The sequence below is a fragment of the Moraxella sp. TY6 genome (genome assembly GCF_048551375.1).
In the GTDB taxonomy this organism is placed as follows: Bacteria; Pseudomonadota; Gammaproteobacteria; order Pseudomonadales; family Moraxellaceae; genus Faucicola.
The window spans coordinates 22,912-39,333 of the sequence record NZ_JBLYZJ010000006.1; the positions used below are offsets into that span (position 1 = coordinate 22,912).

At 42.8% G+C, this 16,422-nt stretch carries 19 protein-coding genes; 8 read left to right on the forward strand and 11 right to left on the reverse strand.

The genetic code is table 11. From position 1 onward, the window contains the following. Position 1: 1 nt before the first annotated feature. Positions 2 to 1,666 carry a BCCT family transporter gene (locus tag ACK1U4_RS05800; protein WP_419401806.1) on the reverse strand — a complete coding sequence of 555 codons (1,665 nt, stop codon included), beginning with the start codon at positions 1,664 to 1,666 and terminating at the stop codon, positions 2 to 4. 681 nt (positions 1,667 to 2,347) lie between these two features. Here ACK1U4_RS05800 and rpmB point away from each other — a divergent pair. After that, positions 2,348 to 2,584 (forward strand): 50S ribosomal protein L28, encoded by a 237-nt coding sequence (gene rpmB / locus ACK1U4_RS05805; RefSeq protein ID WP_419401807.1) that lies wholly within the window; start codon positions 2,348 to 2,350, stop codon positions 2,582 to 2,584. A gap of 58 nt (positions 2,585 to 2,642) precedes the next feature. Continuing rightward, positions 2,643 to 2,798 carry a 50S ribosomal protein L33 gene (rpmG, locus tag ACK1U4_RS05810; RefSeq protein WP_036587286.1) on the forward strand — a complete coding sequence of 52 codons (156 nt, stop codon included), beginning with the start codon at positions 2,643 to 2,645 and terminating at the stop codon, positions 2,796 to 2,798. Positions 2,799 to 2,873: 75 nt separating this feature from the next. Here the strand turns inward: rpmG and ACK1U4_RS05815 are convergent, their stop codons facing one another. Then, a complete protein-coding gene (locus tag ACK1U4_RS05815) occupies positions 2,874 to 3,359 on the reverse strand; it encodes a glutathione peroxidase (protein WP_419401808.1) in 486 nt (161 codons plus the stop codon). A gap of 173 nt (positions 3,360 to 3,532) precedes the next feature. Between ACK1U4_RS05815 and ACK1U4_RS05820 the strand changes: the two genes are divergently transcribed. Further along, positions 3,533 to 5,176 carry an aminotransferase class I/II-fold pyridoxal phosphate-dependent enzyme gene (locus tag ACK1U4_RS05820; protein WP_419401809.1) on the forward strand — a complete coding sequence of 548 codons (1,644 nt, stop codon included), beginning with the start codon at positions 3,533 to 3,535 and terminating at the stop codon, positions 5,174 to 5,176. Between the two features lie 217 nt (positions 5,177 to 5,393). Here the strand turns inward: ACK1U4_RS05820 and ACK1U4_RS05825 are convergent, their stop codons facing one another. Next, the gene (locus tag ACK1U4_RS05825; RefSeq protein ID WP_419401810.1) at positions 5,394 to 6,773 is read right to left on the reverse strand and encodes a sodium-dependent transporter; all 1,380 of its coding nucleotides are present in this window, start codon (positions 6,771 to 6,773) and stop codon (positions 5,394 to 5,396) included. 433 nt (positions 6,774 to 7,206) lie between these two features. On the opposite strand from ACK1U4_RS05825, the gene ACK1U4_RS05830 reads away from it, so the two are divergent. Beyond that, on the forward strand, positions 7,207 to 7,680 hold the full coding sequence (locus tag ACK1U4_RS05830) for an arsenate reductase ArsC (RefSeq protein WP_419401811.1): 474 nt from the start codon (positions 7,207 to 7,209) through the stop codon (positions 7,678 to 7,680). 123 nt (positions 7,681 to 7,803) lie between these two features. On the opposite strand, the gene ACK1U4_RS05835 is transcribed toward ACK1U4_RS05830, so the two are convergent. Next, the gene (locus ACK1U4_RS05835) at positions 7,804 to 9,114 is read right to left on the reverse strand and encodes an aminopeptidase P N-terminal domain-containing protein (protein WP_419401812.1); all 1,311 of its coding nucleotides are present in this window, start codon (positions 9,112 to 9,114) and stop codon (positions 7,804 to 7,806) included. A gap of 139 nt (positions 9,115 to 9,253) precedes the next feature. Here ACK1U4_RS05835 and ACK1U4_RS05840 point away from each other — a divergent pair, with 139 nt between their 5' ends. After that, complete coding sequence (locus ACK1U4_RS05840; RefSeq protein ID WP_419401813.1) at positions 9,254 to 9,673, forward strand: hypothetical protein; 420 nt, start codon at positions 9,254 to 9,256, stop codon at positions 9,671 to 9,673. A 49-nt stretch (positions 9,674 to 9,722) separates the two neighbouring features. On the opposite strand, the gene ACK1U4_RS05845 is transcribed toward ACK1U4_RS05840, so the two are convergent. From ACK1U4_RS05845 to ACK1U4_RS05870, 6 genes are all read right to left on the reverse strand, one after another. Continuing rightward, positions 9,723 to 10,130, reverse strand: a complete 408-nt coding sequence (locus ACK1U4_RS05845) for a type II toxin-antitoxin system VapC family toxin (protein ID WP_419401814.1) — start codon at positions 10,128 to 10,130, stop codon at positions 9,723 to 9,725. A gap of 11 nt (positions 10,131 to 10,141) precedes the next feature. Next, positions 10,142 to 10,435: an antitoxin gene (locus tag ACK1U4_RS05850; protein WP_419401815.1), complete on the reverse strand. Its 294-nt coding sequence runs from the start codon at positions 10,433 to 10,435 to the stop codon at positions 10,142 to 10,144. Positions 10,436 to 10,588: 153 nt separating this feature from the next. Next, positions 10,589 to 10,897: a type II toxin-antitoxin system RelE family toxin gene (locus ACK1U4_RS05855; RefSeq protein ID WP_419401816.1), complete on the reverse strand. Its 309-nt coding sequence runs from the start codon at positions 10,895 to 10,897 to the stop codon at positions 10,589 to 10,591. Continuing rightward, positions 10,894 to 11,142 carry a type II toxin-antitoxin system RelB/DinJ family antitoxin gene (locus tag ACK1U4_RS05860; RefSeq protein WP_419401817.1) on the reverse strand — a complete coding sequence of 83 codons (249 nt, stop codon included), beginning with the start codon at positions 11,140 to 11,142 and terminating at the stop codon, positions 10,894 to 10,896. The genes ACK1U4_RS05855 and ACK1U4_RS05860 overlap by 4 nt, the downstream gene beginning before the upstream one ends. Positions 11,143 to 11,191: 49 nt before the next feature. Continuing rightward, positions 11,192 to 12,379, reverse strand: a complete 1,188-nt coding sequence (gene argE / locus ACK1U4_RS05865; protein ID WP_419401818.1) for an acetylornithine deacetylase — start codon at positions 12,377 to 12,379, stop codon at positions 11,192 to 11,194. Between the two features lie 70 nt (positions 12,380 to 12,449). Continuing rightward, positions 12,450 to 13,202: a UPF0149 family protein gene (locus ACK1U4_RS05870; protein ID WP_419401819.1), complete on the reverse strand. Its 753-nt coding sequence runs from the start codon at positions 13,200 to 13,202 to the stop codon at positions 12,450 to 12,452. A gap of 193 nt (positions 13,203 to 13,395) precedes the next feature. On the opposite strand from ACK1U4_RS05870, the gene ACK1U4_RS05875 reads away from it, so the two are divergent. Together ACK1U4_RS05875 and ACK1U4_RS05880 are read left to right on the forward strand one after the other, a co-directional pair. Further along, positions 13,396 to 13,800, forward strand: a complete 405-nt coding sequence (locus ACK1U4_RS05875; protein ID WP_419401820.1) for a hypothetical protein — start codon at positions 13,396 to 13,398, stop codon at positions 13,798 to 13,800. 9 nt (positions 13,801 to 13,809) lie between these two features. Continuing rightward, positions 13,810 to 14,106, forward strand: a complete 297-nt coding sequence (locus ACK1U4_RS05880; RefSeq protein ID WP_419401821.1) for a cell division protein ZapA — start codon at positions 13,810 to 13,812, stop codon at positions 14,104 to 14,106. Here the strand turns inward: ACK1U4_RS05880 and ACK1U4_RS05885 are convergent. Further along, positions 14,097 to 14,342, reverse strand: coding sequence for a hypothetical protein (locus ACK1U4_RS05885; RefSeq protein ID WP_419401822.1), 246 nt, complete (start codon positions 14,340 to 14,342; stop codon positions 14,097 to 14,099). The two genes, ACK1U4_RS05880 and ACK1U4_RS05885, sit on opposite strands and share 10 nt — an antisense overlap. A 227-nt stretch (positions 14,343 to 14,569) precedes the next feature. Between ACK1U4_RS05885 and ACK1U4_RS05890 the strand changes: the two genes are divergently transcribed. Then, positions 14,570 to 16,408, forward strand: a complete 1,839-nt coding sequence (locus ACK1U4_RS05890; protein WP_419401823.1) for an NAD+ synthase — start codon at positions 14,570 to 14,572, stop codon at positions 16,406 to 16,408. The last annotated feature ends 14 nt before the right edge of the window (positions 16,409 to 16,422 follow it).

A 16,422-nucleotide genomic window follows, 5' to 3' on the forward strand; every position in this document is an offset into this window, starting at 1 on the left:
ATTATCCTTTTATCTCATTAATTTCATCATTTTTTGCCACCGCACTTTTTACCATCTTACTTGGATAGCTTAACAAATGCTCATCAGCAAATTCATTGGCAGAATTATGCTCGGCAGATTCTTCGGTCATATACCATTGTTGATTGCGATATAGCGTCAAATGGTCACGGCTCAAACCTCGCCATAGGCAAAACATCATCAAAAACACCACCAACGCAAACGGAAAGCCTGCAATAATCGCCGCCGCTTGCAATGCTCCCAAACCACCTGCCACTAACAGCACAGCTGCAATCACGCCTTGAGCGATTGCCCAAAATAAGCGTTGGATTTTAGGTGGATTGGTATCGCCACCTGCGGTCAACATATCAATCACCAAACTTGCCGAATCTGACGAAGTCACAAACCACAAAATAATCATCAATACAATCAACAAGGTCAACGGCTGAGTCAATGGATAATACTCAATTAACTTAAAAATCGCATTGCCATAATCTGCCTTAACCGCCTCGATTAAGCCATAATTACCCGTCAGCTCCATGTGGACTGCCGTTCCGCCAAACGTGGTAAACCAAAAGAACAACAACAGCATAGGGATAAATAACACCCCAAAAATAAACTCTCGAATCGTACGACCACGTGAAATACGAGCCACAAAAATCCCAACAAACGGCGACCAGCTCACCCACCACGCCCAATAAAAAATCGTCCAATTCGCTTGCCAATCCGTACCACTATACGCCTCACTCCAAAATCCGAGTGGAATCAACTGGGTGATATAATTCCCTACATTCTCGATAAAACTATCAACAATAAACTGCGTAGGGCCAAAAAATAACATAAAACCAAGTAGCAAAGCCGTCAAACCGATATTAAAATCACTTAATCGCTTCACCCCTTTATCCAGCCCCATCATCACCGACATGGTCGCCATCGCCGTAATACACGCAATCAGCACAATCTGCACGGTAATGCTATTAGGAATGCCAAACACATTGCTAAACCCTGCATTGATTTGCATCACCCCAAGCCCCAGCGAAGTCACCACACCAAACATCGTGCCAAATACCGCCAAAATGTCGACCGTATGCCCCCATCTGCCATAGATTCTCTGTCCAATCAAAGGATACAGCACCGAGCGAATCAGCAACGGCAAGCCACGGCGATAATGAAAATACGCCAGCGACAACGCCACCACACAGTACAATGCCCAAGCATGAAGCCCCCAATGCAAAAACGAAATACTCATCGCTTGCTTGGCGGACTCCACCGTCTCTGGTTGCCCCATCGGAGGCGACATAAAGTGATACAGCGGTTCTGCCGTCCCCCAATACAACAGCCCAATACCAATCCCCGCACTAAACAACATCCCAAACCAAGACAACAAGCTATACTCAGGATGTTCGGTCTGATGCCCTAGCCGAATATCGCCATAGCGACTAATCGCCACATACAAGCTAAACACCACTGCCACATTCATCAGCACAATAAAAAACCAACGAAAACGGTGCGAAATAAACGACTGCATTTGGCTAAACACCGTATTTGCCAACTCGCTAAACAACGCCCCAAACAGGATAAATCCTAAAATCAGCCCTGCTGACACGATAAACACAGGGCGATTCACCCTTGGGAAAGGACCGAAGCGGTCAAGTTTTATCGAATTCATAAGATATCTTTTTTATTAAAATAAATGAACAATAACATTAACAAAAAAATCATAAAAACTCAAATTACAGCAAGGTTAAAATTCTAAAAATTATCACCTTTAAAATACCAAAATTATTGATTTTAATCATAAAATAACCATAACAATATTTTACAATTTTTTGACTAAAAAATAAGCTTTTAACCATACATTCATTACAAAAACTTAATTATTTAACAATTAAAATAACTAACCATAAAAATTTTCAGTTATTCAGTTATAATAGGACTTACGCATTTAACCAAATCGTAGGTTGGGTAGAGCTTGCGATACCCAACAATTTCAATGGTTTATGTTGGGTGTCATGCTTCCACCCAACCTACACATGGCATTTTTGCGTAAGTCCTATATAAAAAACCGCTCATTCTGAGCTTGTCGAAGGATAAATTGTAAATTAACAAAATAAATAGCTTTTTTTTGGGTCAATGTTGCTTTTTTTGGGGGCTTGTGGTATAAATAGCGGCTTTAAATTTACCTGCGATTTTTTTGGCATTGACTTGATTTTTAGGTCACACGATGCCGATAAAATCCGAAAGATTCATTCTGATGACCTACAGTTCCCCATACGGCAAATTGACAGGTCTTCAGCCCAGTATAGATAGGCATGAGCCACCCTCATGCAAAACCGATTAGGAGTCTGCCATGTCTCGTGTATGCCAAGTGACTGGAAAACGCCCAGCGGTAGGTAACAATGTTTCACACGCAAACAACAAAACCCGCCGTCGTTTTCTACCAAACCTTCATAACCATCGCTTTTGGGTAGAAAGTGAAAACCGCTTTGTGCGTCTTCGCTTATCAACCAAAGGTATGCGTATCATTGATAAATTGGGTATTGACCAAGTATTAGCCGATATGCGTGCTCGTGGCGAGAAAATCTAAGTTAAGTCTTTGAACTTGCTTAATTTTCCCTTTCAACCGATAGTTATGGAGTTTTACCATGCGTGATAAAATCAAATTAGTATCAACAGCAGGTACTGGCTATTTTTATACCACTACCAAAAACAAACGTACCATGCCAAACAAAATGGAAATCAAAAAGTTTGACCCAGTGGTTCGTCAACACGTGCTGTTCAAAGAAGCTAAAATCAAATAATTTTGTGATTTAGCCAAAAAAGCCAATAATTTTGATTATTGGCTTTTTTATTGTCTATGATTTTTATCAAAACAATTAGGCGATGACTTGCTCAATATCCTCCGCAATATCCATTGGTTTTGCCATCGGAGCATACCGCTTCACGACTTCCCCCTGTGGACTGACCAAAAATTTGGTAAAATTCCATTTAATTTTATTGCCTAACAGCCCATCGCCATTCGGCTGGGTCTTCAAAAATTGATACACAGGATGGGTGTTGTCACCGTTGACATCCACTTTTGCCATCATCGGAAAAGTCACGCCATAGTTAAGCTCGCAAAATTCCGCAATACTCGCCTCGCCTTTCGGCTCTTGTCCGCCAAACTGATTACACGGAAATCCCAATACCACCAAGCCTTGATTTTTATAACGTTGATACAGTTGCTCAAGCCCTGCATATTGTGGGGTAAAACCACATTGACTGGCGGTATTGACGATTAGCACTGCCTTGCCTTGTAATTGGGCAAAATCAAACGATTTACCTTGGATATTGGTAGCGGTGAGTTGATAAAAATTATTCACGGTATGTCCTCATCAATGGGATATAATGTAAGTTATTCTTGCTTTTTCTACTTGTTAGGTTTAAATTATGGCTATAATATTAATATTTAAGTATATTGTCAGAAATTCTGACAATTCACCATTTATTATGTTGTCCTTACACCATAACTCTTAACAATATTAAGCGAATTTTTATGAATTCTCAACCATCCATTGCACCAACGGCAAATAAAGACGTGGTAGAACGTGGCAATGAGGCATTTATTGAGCAAGGTCAACGCCTTACGCAACTGCGAAAAGCCAAGGGGTTCACCACCGAACAACTGGCAACACTGATGACCCAAGCAGGGGCAAAAGTCAGCCGAGGGGCGATTAGCAACTGGGAGCGTGGCAATAATGGCATTGTTTCGACCAAATTGCCTGTGTTGGCTCGCCTACTAGACTGTAGCGAAAGCTATTTGCTTTCTGGTGATATCGCTACATCAAACTCTATACCCCCAATGCCTGAATCGATTGGCTTAACAACCACTGACAATGCAACCGATTTAGCAATTACCCCCACTACCACTGGCCCTCATTTTTCTGTCAATCAAACTGGAAGTCCCATGAATGCGTTAAATAAATCCGATAAATTGCAAAACGTTTGCTACGATATCCGAGGCCCACTGCTTCAAACTGCCAACCGTATGGAAGCCCAAGGTCATAAAATCTTAAAGCTCAATATCGGCAACCCTGCCCCATTTGGTCTGGAAGCCCCACAAGAGATTTTATCCGATGTCGCCGTCAATCTACCCAATGCCATTGGCTATAGCGATTCGCAAGGGATTTTTGCCGCTCGTAAGGCGATTTTGCAATATTATCAAGCCAAGGGGCTACTCGAAGCGGTTGATGTGTCGGATGTGTATGTCGGTAATGGTGTGTCCGAGCTGATTGTGATGACCATGCAAGCCATGCTCAATGATGGTGATGAAGTGCTAATTCCCATGCCTGACTATCCGCTGTGGACGGCTGCCACCAATTTGGCAGGCGGTAAGGCAGTACATTATCTGTGTAATGAAGCCGATAACTGGCAACCCGATATTGCTGATATTGAAGCCAAAATCACCCCAAATACCAAAGGTATCGTGGTGATTAACCCTAACAACCCAACAGGGGCGTTGTACTCGACCGATAACCTCAAAAAAATCGTGGCATTGGCAGAAAAGCACAACCTTGTGCTAATGGCAGATGAGATTTATGACCGTGTATTATATGATGATGCCGTGCATATTCCGCTGTGTACCCTTGCCAAAAACTGCCTTGTGTTAAGCTACAATGGCTTATCAAAATCGCACCGTATTGCAGGCTTTCGCTCAGGTTGGTTGATGATATCTGGTAAAAAAGACCATGCGTCTGACTTTATTGAAGGGCTACAGATGCTCTCATCTATGCGTCTATGTGCCAATGTGCCAGCCCAATACGCTATCCAAACAGCGATGGGTGGTTATCAAAGTATGCAAGCCTTGACCGCTCCGACTGGTCGCCTATATAAGCAACGTGAAATCGCTATCGAACGCCTCAATGCGATTAAAGGCATCAGCTGTACCATGCCTCAAGGGGCGTTTTATTGCTTTCCAAAAATCGACCGTGAGGTATATCCGATTGAGGACGACATGGCGTTTATGATGGAATTATTGCAAGCCGAAAAAGTATTGATGGTGCAAGGCACTGGCTTTAACTGGCACGCCCCAGACCATTTTAGGGTGGTATTTTTGCCAAATGCGTTTGAGCTGAATGAAGCAATGGATAGACTGGATAGATTCTTTGCCAAAAAACGCCAAGAATTTGGGACGGATTAATTTTATTCGTCAAACCTCTTTTTGTACCCCCTCTCTTGCGAAGCAGTGCTTCTCACCTGTAACAGGGGGAGAAATACTCCCTCCCCTGCTAAGGGGAGGGCTGGGGTGGGGTTACACAAATTGGTTTCTCATTATAACCCCTGACTTAATAAGCATAAAAAAGCCCTCAATATCACATTGAGGGCTTTTTTATGCTTAGGAAATAATGGATGAAGGATTACGCACCATAACCCACGATTTGTGCGATAAATACCGCCACAATCCCAATCGGTGCAATGTATTTGGTGGTAATTTGCCAAATTGACCATTGGCTGTCAGACAAACCAAGCTCGGCTTTGATGTTTGGCTGATTCATACGCCATGCCACCAAAATCATAGTACCCAAGCCCACCAATGGTAGCATGATACGGCTGGTCGCATAGTCAAGCGAATCGAAGATATTCATTTTTGGTAAAATGGTGATATCGCCCCATACATTGAATGACAATAACGCCGCAATACCCAATAACCATGTCGCTACAGCAGCGATGATGGTGCTAGGCATACGATTCAATGAAGTTTTTTCTTCCAATAATGCCACGATTGGCTCAAGCAATGAGATAGATGAAGTCAAGGCAGCAAAGGTCAACAACATAAAGAATAGCGTACCAACAACCAAGCCCACGCTCATTTTACCAAAGGCAATCGGCAATGACACAAACACCAAACCAGGCCCGCCTGCTGGGTCAAGACCATTACTAAAGATAATTGGGAAAATCGCCAAACCTGCCATCAATGAGAAAATCACATCCCACACGATAACGGTACGAGCGGTAGATAGCAAATTCACATCACTTTTTAGGTAAGAGCCGTAAGCCACCATGATACCCATGCCGAGTGACAAACAGAAGAACGCATGACCTAGGGCAGCAATCAATACTTTACCCACGCCGACTTCTTGCATTTTGGCGAAGTTAAAGTCAAATAAGTACCAGAATCCTTTGGCAAATTCTGCATTAAATAGATTATAGCCAACAATCACCACCATAATCACCGCCAACGCAGGCATTAGCCATTTTGACGCACGCTCAATACCACCAGATACACCGCCAGCCACAATTAGAGCCGTCAAAATCATAAAACCAGTATGCCAAATCGTCAGCTCTGATGGGCTTGCCAACATCGCATTGAACACAGCCTCGGTCGCTTTGCCGTCCATACCGTGAAAGGTATTTGTGCCTGTTTTAGCGATATAGTTCAACGCCCAGCCACCAATCACACTATAGAATGACAAAATCAAAAACGATGCCAATACACCCAAGCCACCAAGCCAACGCCAACCTTGACTGGCATTTTCTTGCACAGCGACTTTTTGGAAGCTATCAATCGGATTGCTTTGACCACGGCGACCAATCATCCATTCAGCGACCAACACAGGAAAACCAATTAGGGTGATACTGACAATAAACAAAATCACAAAGGCAGAACCGCCAAATTCCCCTGTCATATAAGGGAATTTCCAAATACTACCCAAACCCACAGCCGAACCAACGGCTGCCATCAAAAACCCAATCTTTGAACTCCATTGGGAATGCGAAGAATGATGATCTTGCGTCATATACCCTCCTGTTTGCTAAATGTAACGAATTGATAAAATTTGCAACTTAGTGTTGCGATGCCATAGATTGTTCATCAATCACACCACAATGTCAAACTTTCTTTTTTGAGTCAAAAACAAAAAGTTAACCAAAATTTGATGATTTATATTTTTATTTATAAAAATCAAATAGTTATAATATTACAATTTTAGATAAATAATTTTTATTATTAGCCAAACTTTTCATTATACTCATAAAGTCATATCATTAATCGCCCCTCACCACCAACATGACTGATAATCATTCCCATCATTTACTATTTATACTATCTCCAACCCTTCTACCAACTCATTACTGGTCATTTTTTATTAACTTGGTTACAATATAATGAGAGGAAGTTTTGATATTAGTTGGACATGAATTTTTTGATAAACTGTTATTTAGGAGTAAACAATGGCTGAACCTTATGGCGTATTATTCTTGTGTAAGCACAATGCCAGTCGCAGTTTGATGGCGGAGGCAATTTTAAATAAAGCAGGGGCAGGTCGCTTTGTCGCTTATAGTGCAGGGTTAGAACCCAGTCGCCACGCCCACCCTTATACGCTACAGGTATTAGAAGATGAGGGCTTTGATGTCGAAAACCTTCAACCCAAGTCTGTGCAACAATTTTTGGGTGAAGATGCTCCCAAGATTGATATGGTGATTGGGCTATGTCAATCGGTGCAAGAAGATAGCGAACTTGATGGATTGTTCCCCATGACGGCTCATTGGCATATCAGCGATAGTGATAGTGTGTCAGCGGATAGCGAGGCGGAAAAAGAGGCGTTTAGCCATGTGTTACGTCAGTTATCACAGCGGATTCATTTGTTGACCAGTTTGCCTGAAGCCAAACTTGAACACTTGGCTCATCCAGATATGGCAGAATAAATTTTTCATGCCGAATAGTAAGGTGCGTATGACGCACCTTACTTTTTGGTATGTTTTCCAAACTTTCAAAATGCAACATATCGATGTTCCTTGACATATTGGGCGTATGCAATACGCCCCTACCTACTTCTTCATCAAAGCTTCTATCTCATCAACCGTTTTTGGCACATCGCTAGTCAACACCAACGGCTCACCATCGGTGACCACCACATCATCCTCGATACGAATACCAATCCCACGATATTTCTCTGGGACAAGCGGATTATCACATGCCAAATACAAACCCGGCTCGACCGTAATCACCATGCCTGCCTGTAATGGACGAGGATTGCCGTCATCACCGTTATAGCGTCCTGCGTCATGCACGTCCATCCCCAACCAATGCCCTGTACCGTGCATATAAAACGGCATATAGGCTTTCTCTTCAAGCAATTTATCGACTTCGCCTGTCAAAATCCCCAAATCAATCAGCCCTTGGGTCAAGATTTTGAGGGCAGTTTCGTGGTGAATCTTGCCGTGTTGCCCTACTTTTAGGCTTTTGATGGCTTCGATATTGGCGTTTAGCACGATGTTATACACTTGTTTTTGCACATCGCTAAATTTACCATTGACAGGAAAGGTGCGAGTGATATCCCCTGCATAATGCTGATATTCCGCCCCTGCATCAATCAGCACCAAGTCGCCATCGTTGAGCGGTTGGTCGTTTTCGACATAATGCAAAATATTGGCATTGTCACCCCCTGCCACGATACTGTTGTATGAAGGAACACAGCCATATTTGGCAAAGGCATAATTGACTTCGGCTTCTAGTCTGCCCTCATTCATATTTGGCTCGACAGTTTGCATGGCTTGGATATGACCTTGGCTACTGATTTGCCCTGCGACTTTCATCAAGGCGATTTCAAACTCATCCTTTATCAATCGCATTTCATTGATAACACTGTCAATATTGGTAATGGTTTCGACCACGCCCTCGCCACGTTGCTTGAGTTTGGCTTGTTCTAACCAGTTGATTAAATCGCTGTCAAAACGGGCGAAAACCTGTTTTTTGCCAAAAATCAAGGTTGGTATAATCTCATGCAATTTGCTAATGGCGTAGGTTTCATCGGCTTTATAATCGGTTTTGGCTTGCTCAAGCCCCACCCGTTTACCGTCCCAAATCTCTCGTAATTTATCCTTTTCACGCAGAAATAAACTGTATTTGACGCTGTCATTGATTTTTTCGAGCACCATGACCGCTTCAGGCTCACCAAAGCCTGTTAGGTAAAAAAAGCTACTGTCGGCTCGGTATTTGTATTCGGCATCGTTATTGCGGATATGGGTCGGAGCGGTGGCTAAAATTGCGACACTTTCATTTGTCATCTGCTCAGCGAGTTTGGCTCGGCGGTTGGCAAATACAGATTGGGGTAAGGGGGGTAATAGGGTGATTGACATTGTTAAATCCTTTTTAAAACAAGGCGACATTGAGTGACGTTTTATTAATTTTCAAACTTTCTTTTGTCATAAATTTTCATTATACTCAATTCGTACTTCGGTACAAAATTAATCCAATCAATTAAAAAAGGAAACAATAATGAGCGACAACCGTATTTACCTTGTACCTGTGGATAAAAACTATATTCCAAACCCAGAGCAACACCAAGAAGCTGTGGCATTTTGGCAAGAAATTTGTCCTGTTTATGACGCTGTGATTAGCGATGGCAGTGAAAAATTTGAAACTGAATTTTCTATTGATGTAGATGGCGAAAAAGTTGCTACTCATTACTATCTTGTCGCTTATGAACCGCATATCTTATACGAATATTTGGATTTAGATGATAGTTTCTTTGAAAGTGAAGAATATGCCGAGTACGAAGAAGCAAAAGAAGAAGATGGGGAAGATTTTGAGTTTGAAGACCCAACCGCCTATGGTGAAAATCTTAACGAAGAAACTTTAGCCAAGTTTAGTGAAATTCTTGGTACACCTGTTGAAATTTTATGGGAAAGAGTTTGATTTTATTTTAATTTAAGCGTTAAAAAACCTGCTAACTTTAGCAGATTTTTTATGTCACCCAATCTTCCACAGTTAATCCCACAATCCGCTCAAATTCTTTGACATTATGCGTCACCAAAACCGCTTGTTCTGCCAACGCATGACACGCAATCCACAAATCATTATTACCAATCGGTGTGCCTTTCGCCTTTAACTGCAAAAACTGCTCGGCATAATGCTCACATACCTTGCTATCACTCGGATAAACCACCCCAACACGCTGTAAAATCAATGCCAATTTTTGCAAAATAACAGATTCGTGTTGGCTCGCTTTCGCCCCTTTCAGCAATTCAGCATACGTCACAAAACTCATTATCATCTTGTCATTATCGGTTAATTGAGCGACTTTAATGGCAACTGATAGCGGATTGTTTTTCATCAAATAACTGATAATGTTGGTATCCAACATATATTTCATGGCAGTCTTTCCTAAAGCGGTTCACGTTCTTGTGGTGGCGACATATCACGCTCGGCAACTGCCTCGATAAAATCGTCTGGAAAACCCTTAAATAATGCCAAAAATGCCTCGCCCTTGGATAAATCGAGCGATGGCTCTTGTGTTGGTAAAATCGGCTCTAACAAAAGCCCTTTTTCGGTTTGGCTGATTTTGACTTGGTCTGTATCAAGGCGAAAACTGGCAGGAATCCGCACCGCTTGACTGTTACCGCTTTTGAAGACTTTGCCGATTTTGCTAGTGGTTTGGGTTACGTGGTTGATTTGCATAAATCCCCCTTTGGTATGTATATACTTTTTATTATAATTACTTTTAAATGTAAATACAAATGCGTATTTATAGCGATGCTGTATAAATGTTTGTTATAGATCAAGTGGAAGTTAAATACCTAGTTTTTCAATATTTTTTCTTCATTTTAAACATTACAACCGACTAACTGCCGTATCATACGCCTCATTGTCTGCACGTTTACCAACCGTTAATAACAAAATATAAATTTCATCATCATTAACTTGATAAATTAGGCGTATGCCAGCTTTTCTTAGTTTGATTTTATAACAGCTTGATAACTCACCCTGTAAGCGATTTTTGGGGATATGTGGATTGAGTACAACTTTATCTAATTTTTTGCGTAATTGTTGTTTGATGGCATTATCCAACTTGGCTAACTCTTTGGTAAAGTCATCATGCACTTTGACAGCATAAATAGTTGGTATAAGGTTGTCAGTCATGCAAAAAGCTCATCTAACGTTGTCGCACGGATTTTATCAGTTTCAGTCATACGTTTTTTGACAATGTCGTATAAATCAGCATCTTCATCACACATAATCACCTGTTTAATCGGCATTTTTCCTGTGGTTGCCACATACGCCAAAAAAGTCCGTATCGCATCAGATGGCAAAATGCCAAGCTTATCAAAAGCCAAAAACGCCTGTTGTTTGGTCGTATCATCCACACGGATATTTAGATTTGCCATGAAGTTTTCCTCTTTACGTTTGTAAAACAATTGTAAAGCTTAGCAAACTCTATGTCAAACAATTCGCCAAAATATCCCCCAAGAATTTATCACATTTTTGCAATTGCTCAAGGCTAATAAACTCATTGGGTTTATGGGCTTGCTCGATACTACCACAGCCACAAATCACCGTGGGAATCCCAGCCTCGGTAAACTGCCCGCCCTCGGTGGCATACGCCACTTTATGCCGTAGTTTTTCATCCACCAAATTGACAATCAACTGTTGCAACGCCTCGCTGTCCTTATCCGTCATCGCAGGGACGCTTTCTTGCCGAGTCAGCTCGATATGGGCTTCGCTTGCCACTGCTTGCATTTTTGGCTCAAGGGTCGCAATAAAATCACGAATAGGCTCAATCACCTGTACCTCATTCATGTGTGGTAAATTGCGATAATCAAAAGTAAATTCGCACAAATTCGGCACAATATTGGTCGCTGTACCGCCTGTGATTGTACCGACTGACAATGTCGAAAATGGCACATCAAATGCAGTATCTTGGTCTGTACGTTGTTTGAGTGTTTCGGCTAATTCATCAATAAAATTAATAATGCGACTGGCATAGCTAATCGCATTCACGCCTTGCGGTGTCAAGGACGAATGCACCGATTTACCATGTACACGGCAACGATACACTTGTATGCCCTTGTGAGCCGTGACCAATCGCATCATGGTCGGTTCACCGACAATACAATACTCAGGCTGTATGCCAAGTGTCTGCAAATCCGCCAACAGCAACGGCACACCCAAACAACCCACTTCTTCATCAAACGAAAATGCCAAATGAATCGGTTTGGCAAGTGTGCCATTGCGACTAGCTTGCACGGCTTGTGGCAACAGGTTTAGGCAACAGGCGATAAAGCCCTTCATATCACACGCCCCACGCCCATACACTTTGCCGTCTTTGATGGTGGCGGTAAATGGGTCGGTGTCCCACGCCTGCCCATCGACAGGCACGACATCGGTATGACCCGATAGCACAAATCCGCCTGTCACCACAGATTTGCCTGTGGCGGTGGCTGGTACAGTGACGAAAAGATTGGCTTTGTTTTGAGCCTCGTTAAAAGTGAGATAAGGCGTCAGTTCGAGCGATTGGCAAAAATATTCGACATAGTTAATCAGCGCCAAATTTGAGTAGCGACTGGTGGTGTCAAAGCTGATGAGTTTTTTTAACCAGTTTAGGGTATCTTGAGGATAAACCATGAATTTACTTCCATGAGTGATGTAGGGTGTTGATTAGGCTATCACCCACCCTACAAATTACCAACCAAATTTAAGACGGTTTTTTCCCAGTCATCGCATCAATGACCATATTGGTGACAAAGTCATCATTGGCATCTTTTTCTGCTTCCCACGCCATATCTTCATCATCAAACGTTTCGGCATTTTCGATAAAATCCAAATGCTCCTCTTCACCCTGCTTTAACACACCACCAATCGGAGCATTCATCGCAAATCCTGCCAACAACGGTAATTTAGCCACCGATTTACGCACACGACCTTGAGCCACACTCACAGGAATCATCCGCACAAATTCGAGCAACTCCATATACTCCACTTCACCTTCTGGATTATCCGAGCCTTGCAACGCCTCATCAAACTCATCCACTGCCAACGCCCCCACTTTCACAAGATCATTAAACAGCCCATGTTCTTCTGGACGTAAGTCGCTATTGGTCACGCCAAAGCCAGTCATAAAGCCATTCGCCCAGTTTTTGAGTGCCGTCAAACGCTCATGCAGTGGGTGGTCATCATCAGGCAACAACGGCATAAATTGATAACTATCTTGCTCATCGGTCAACGTAGCCACCAAATCCTCGGCTTCTTCCTCCAATAATTGCAACGCCTTTGGCTCAAGCTCGGTAAAACTCAGCTCAGTCAGCAACGCCTGCCACGTTTGGGCATTCGGAGCATCGCACACGCTGACCACACCACTCACCAAGCCATGAAGCTCGCTAATACTCACATCATGCCAATCATCAAACGCTTCGACCCAATCCTGCCAACCTGAAATATAATCATTCATCGTGATACCTTTACCTTATAAAAACCGAACTAACATCGAAAACAAAACCGCATTGTCCCATAAAAATTCACAGGAAACACGAGATAATACTAGCCTAAATAGGGGCAAATATGGCATTATTAAAGCAATGGTTGTTCAAAAACCACAAAAATCTCACCGCCTTTCTTCAATTAACTACCTAGACCATCTGACCATGAGCCAATTAATTGACCAATTAAATCAACTGCAAACCAAACTTGAAAAAGTCGTTGATAAATATCAGCTTGCCAATGAGCAAGTCCAAACCTTCAAAGCACAGCCCCACATCAGTAGTGAAGAGCTTGACCAAGTTCAGCATCAGCTTGACCTTGAGCGTGAACAAAATCAAAGTCTACAACAAGAATTGGACACCCAAAACCAAAAAATCAGCGACCTTGAACAACGCTACCAATCGCTTGCCGATTCTCATCACATCATCAGCACCGAATACGAACAAGCCCAATTACAAATCAAAGCCCTAACTGACAATAACCAAAAACTTATCGAAAAAAATCAAGTGGCCGCCGAACATACCAAATTGGTACTCGAACGCCTTGCCAAAATTGATAATGAAAATTAGGAAAACCCCATGACTAGCAACACCATGAGCAAAGTTGACATATTTATCAATGGACGTAGCTACACCATCAACTGCCCAAGTAACGAAGAGCCCGCCCTACAGCGAGCCTCCAACTATATCCAAAACTTCGTACAAGACATGCGTAGACACGCCCCCCAACTACCGCAAGAAGAGCTATTGGTACTGTGTGCCTTGACCCTCTACGAAAAATCCGAACAGCTTGAAGCCCTACAAGCCCAAACCCAAGAAGCCTCGGATAAAGTCAACACCATGTTACAGCGTGTGGCGGATATCGCTCACGGCTGATAGGTCTTGCCTGCCAAAAAGTCCGCTTGATGGTCGGCATTACAAAAAAACCGCTCACCATCCACAATCCCTCGCCACTCTGCCAACGTGTGATGACAATAATCACACTGGCGAGGGGCTGTGCTTTCCCCTGCTTTTGGCTGATAATAACCTTGCTTGGGTCGAGGGTACATCAACTTCATCGCCACCCACGAACACCCAGCAATCACCAACATTAAAAAAATCACCGTAAACATCTGCTACCCTTAATCAATGGCTGTATGTGAAATAGACTCGCTCATACCAAATAAAATTTGTAAACGCCCTATAAATCCTTATAATATAAACTATCTTTATCAAAATTAAAATCATACCGTCTGAATGTTGCCCAATATATGTGATAAGGGCAAATTTGTGATACTGAACCAATTACACCAATTTTATTTTATTTAAATTACATCAAAAGAATTTTAAGGAATTAACAATGTCAAGCACAGAAAATTTACAGCCAACAAGCCAAAATTCAACCAATTTGGATTTAACAAGCTCGGATTTATCAAACTCAGATTTATCAAACCCAGCAACCGCAGAAACCCCTCAACCCACGCCAATAAATGCGGTCAATGAGGTGACACAGTCTGAGCCAGCAAAAACCGAAGTGGGACTAAAAATCGCCATCGCCCAACAACAATTTATCGTGGGTGATGTGATTGCCAATGCCAAAAAAATGGTCAAACTGGCAGAAGACGCACGAGATAAAGGGGCAAATTTGATTGTGTTCCCTGAATTGTCGCTATTAGGCTATCCCCCCGAAGACTTGCTATTACGTCCAAGCCTTACCTCACGAGTCAAACTGGCATTTGAATTATTTAGCCAAGTCAAAGATATCGTGATGTTGGTCGGCTATCCGCATATTGACCATCACGGCACGTTTAACTCAGTTGCTATCATTCATAATGGGCAACAAAAAGGCTTTTATCACAAGCAATGCCTGCCCAATTATGGCGTATTTGATGAACGGCGTTATTTTAGCAAGGGACGTAATCAAGTTATCTTTGATTATCAAGGGGTTAGCATTGGCTTGTTAATTTGTGAGGATTTATGGCAAGAAGCCCCCATCAAAGCCCTTAAAGACAAAGGGGCAGACATTGTCATCAGTCTAAACGCCTCACCTTTTGAACAAAACAAACAAGAACAGCGTAAAGCCCTGCTAAAACAACGTGCTAGCCAATTTCAAATACCCATCGTGTATGCCAATAGTGTTGGCGGTCAAGATGATTTGGTATTTGATGGCGGTTCGATGGTGGTGGATGCCCAAGGTAATGTGGCTCACGAAGCCCCTCGCTTTTTGCCCCATGTCCTATACGCTTCAATCCATACCCAAACCGATACATCCGACACTGGGGAAACACGCCAGCAAATCGTATTATCGCAACAACGCAAAGCCCCACTCGCATTGAGCCAAGTTGCCGAAACTTACCAAGCCCTTGTGGTCGGTCTGCGTGATTATGTCAATAATTCTGGCTTTAAAGGGATTTTATTGGGCTTGTCAGGTGGCATTGATTCGGCATTGACCTTGTGTATTGCAGTCGATGCGTTGGGGGCGGATAAAGTATATGCCGTGATGATGCCTTACGAGTACACCTCGCAAATCAGCCTCCAAGATGCCCAAGCCCAAGCACGCCGACTTAATGTGTCTTATACCGTGTGTCCGATTCATCCTGCCGTTGAAGGTATGCGTCACACCTTAGAACCGATGTTTGCTAATACCAAAGCCGATACCACCGAAGAAAATATCCAAGCTCGTGCAAGGGGTGTGATTTTGATGGCATTGTCCAATAAGTTTGGACATTTGGTCGTTACCACAGGTAATAAATCAGAAATGGCGGTCGGCTATGCCACGCTATATGGCGATATGGCAGGCGGTTTTGACGTGCTAAAAGACGTGTACAAAACCCAAGTGTATGCTCTTGCCAATTACCGCAATCGCCTCGAAGAAAGCCCAGTCATCCCAGAGCGTGTCATCACTCGTCCGCCATCAGCCGAGCTTCGCCCAGACCAGAAAGACCAAGACAGCCTACCTGATTATGACGTGTTGGATAAAATCCTTGAATTATACATTGACCGTGACTTTGGCTTTGATGCGATTGTTGAAGCAGGCTATGATAAAGCCGTGGTGCATAAAGTGCTAACGATGGTCGACCGTAATGAGTATAAACGCCGTCAATCAGCGATTGGTACGAAAATTACCCACCGTGCATTTGGGCGTGAAAGACGCTATCCGTTGGTGAATCATTGGGCGTTAGAATTTCCGAAGTTGTAAGGAACCACCCCACC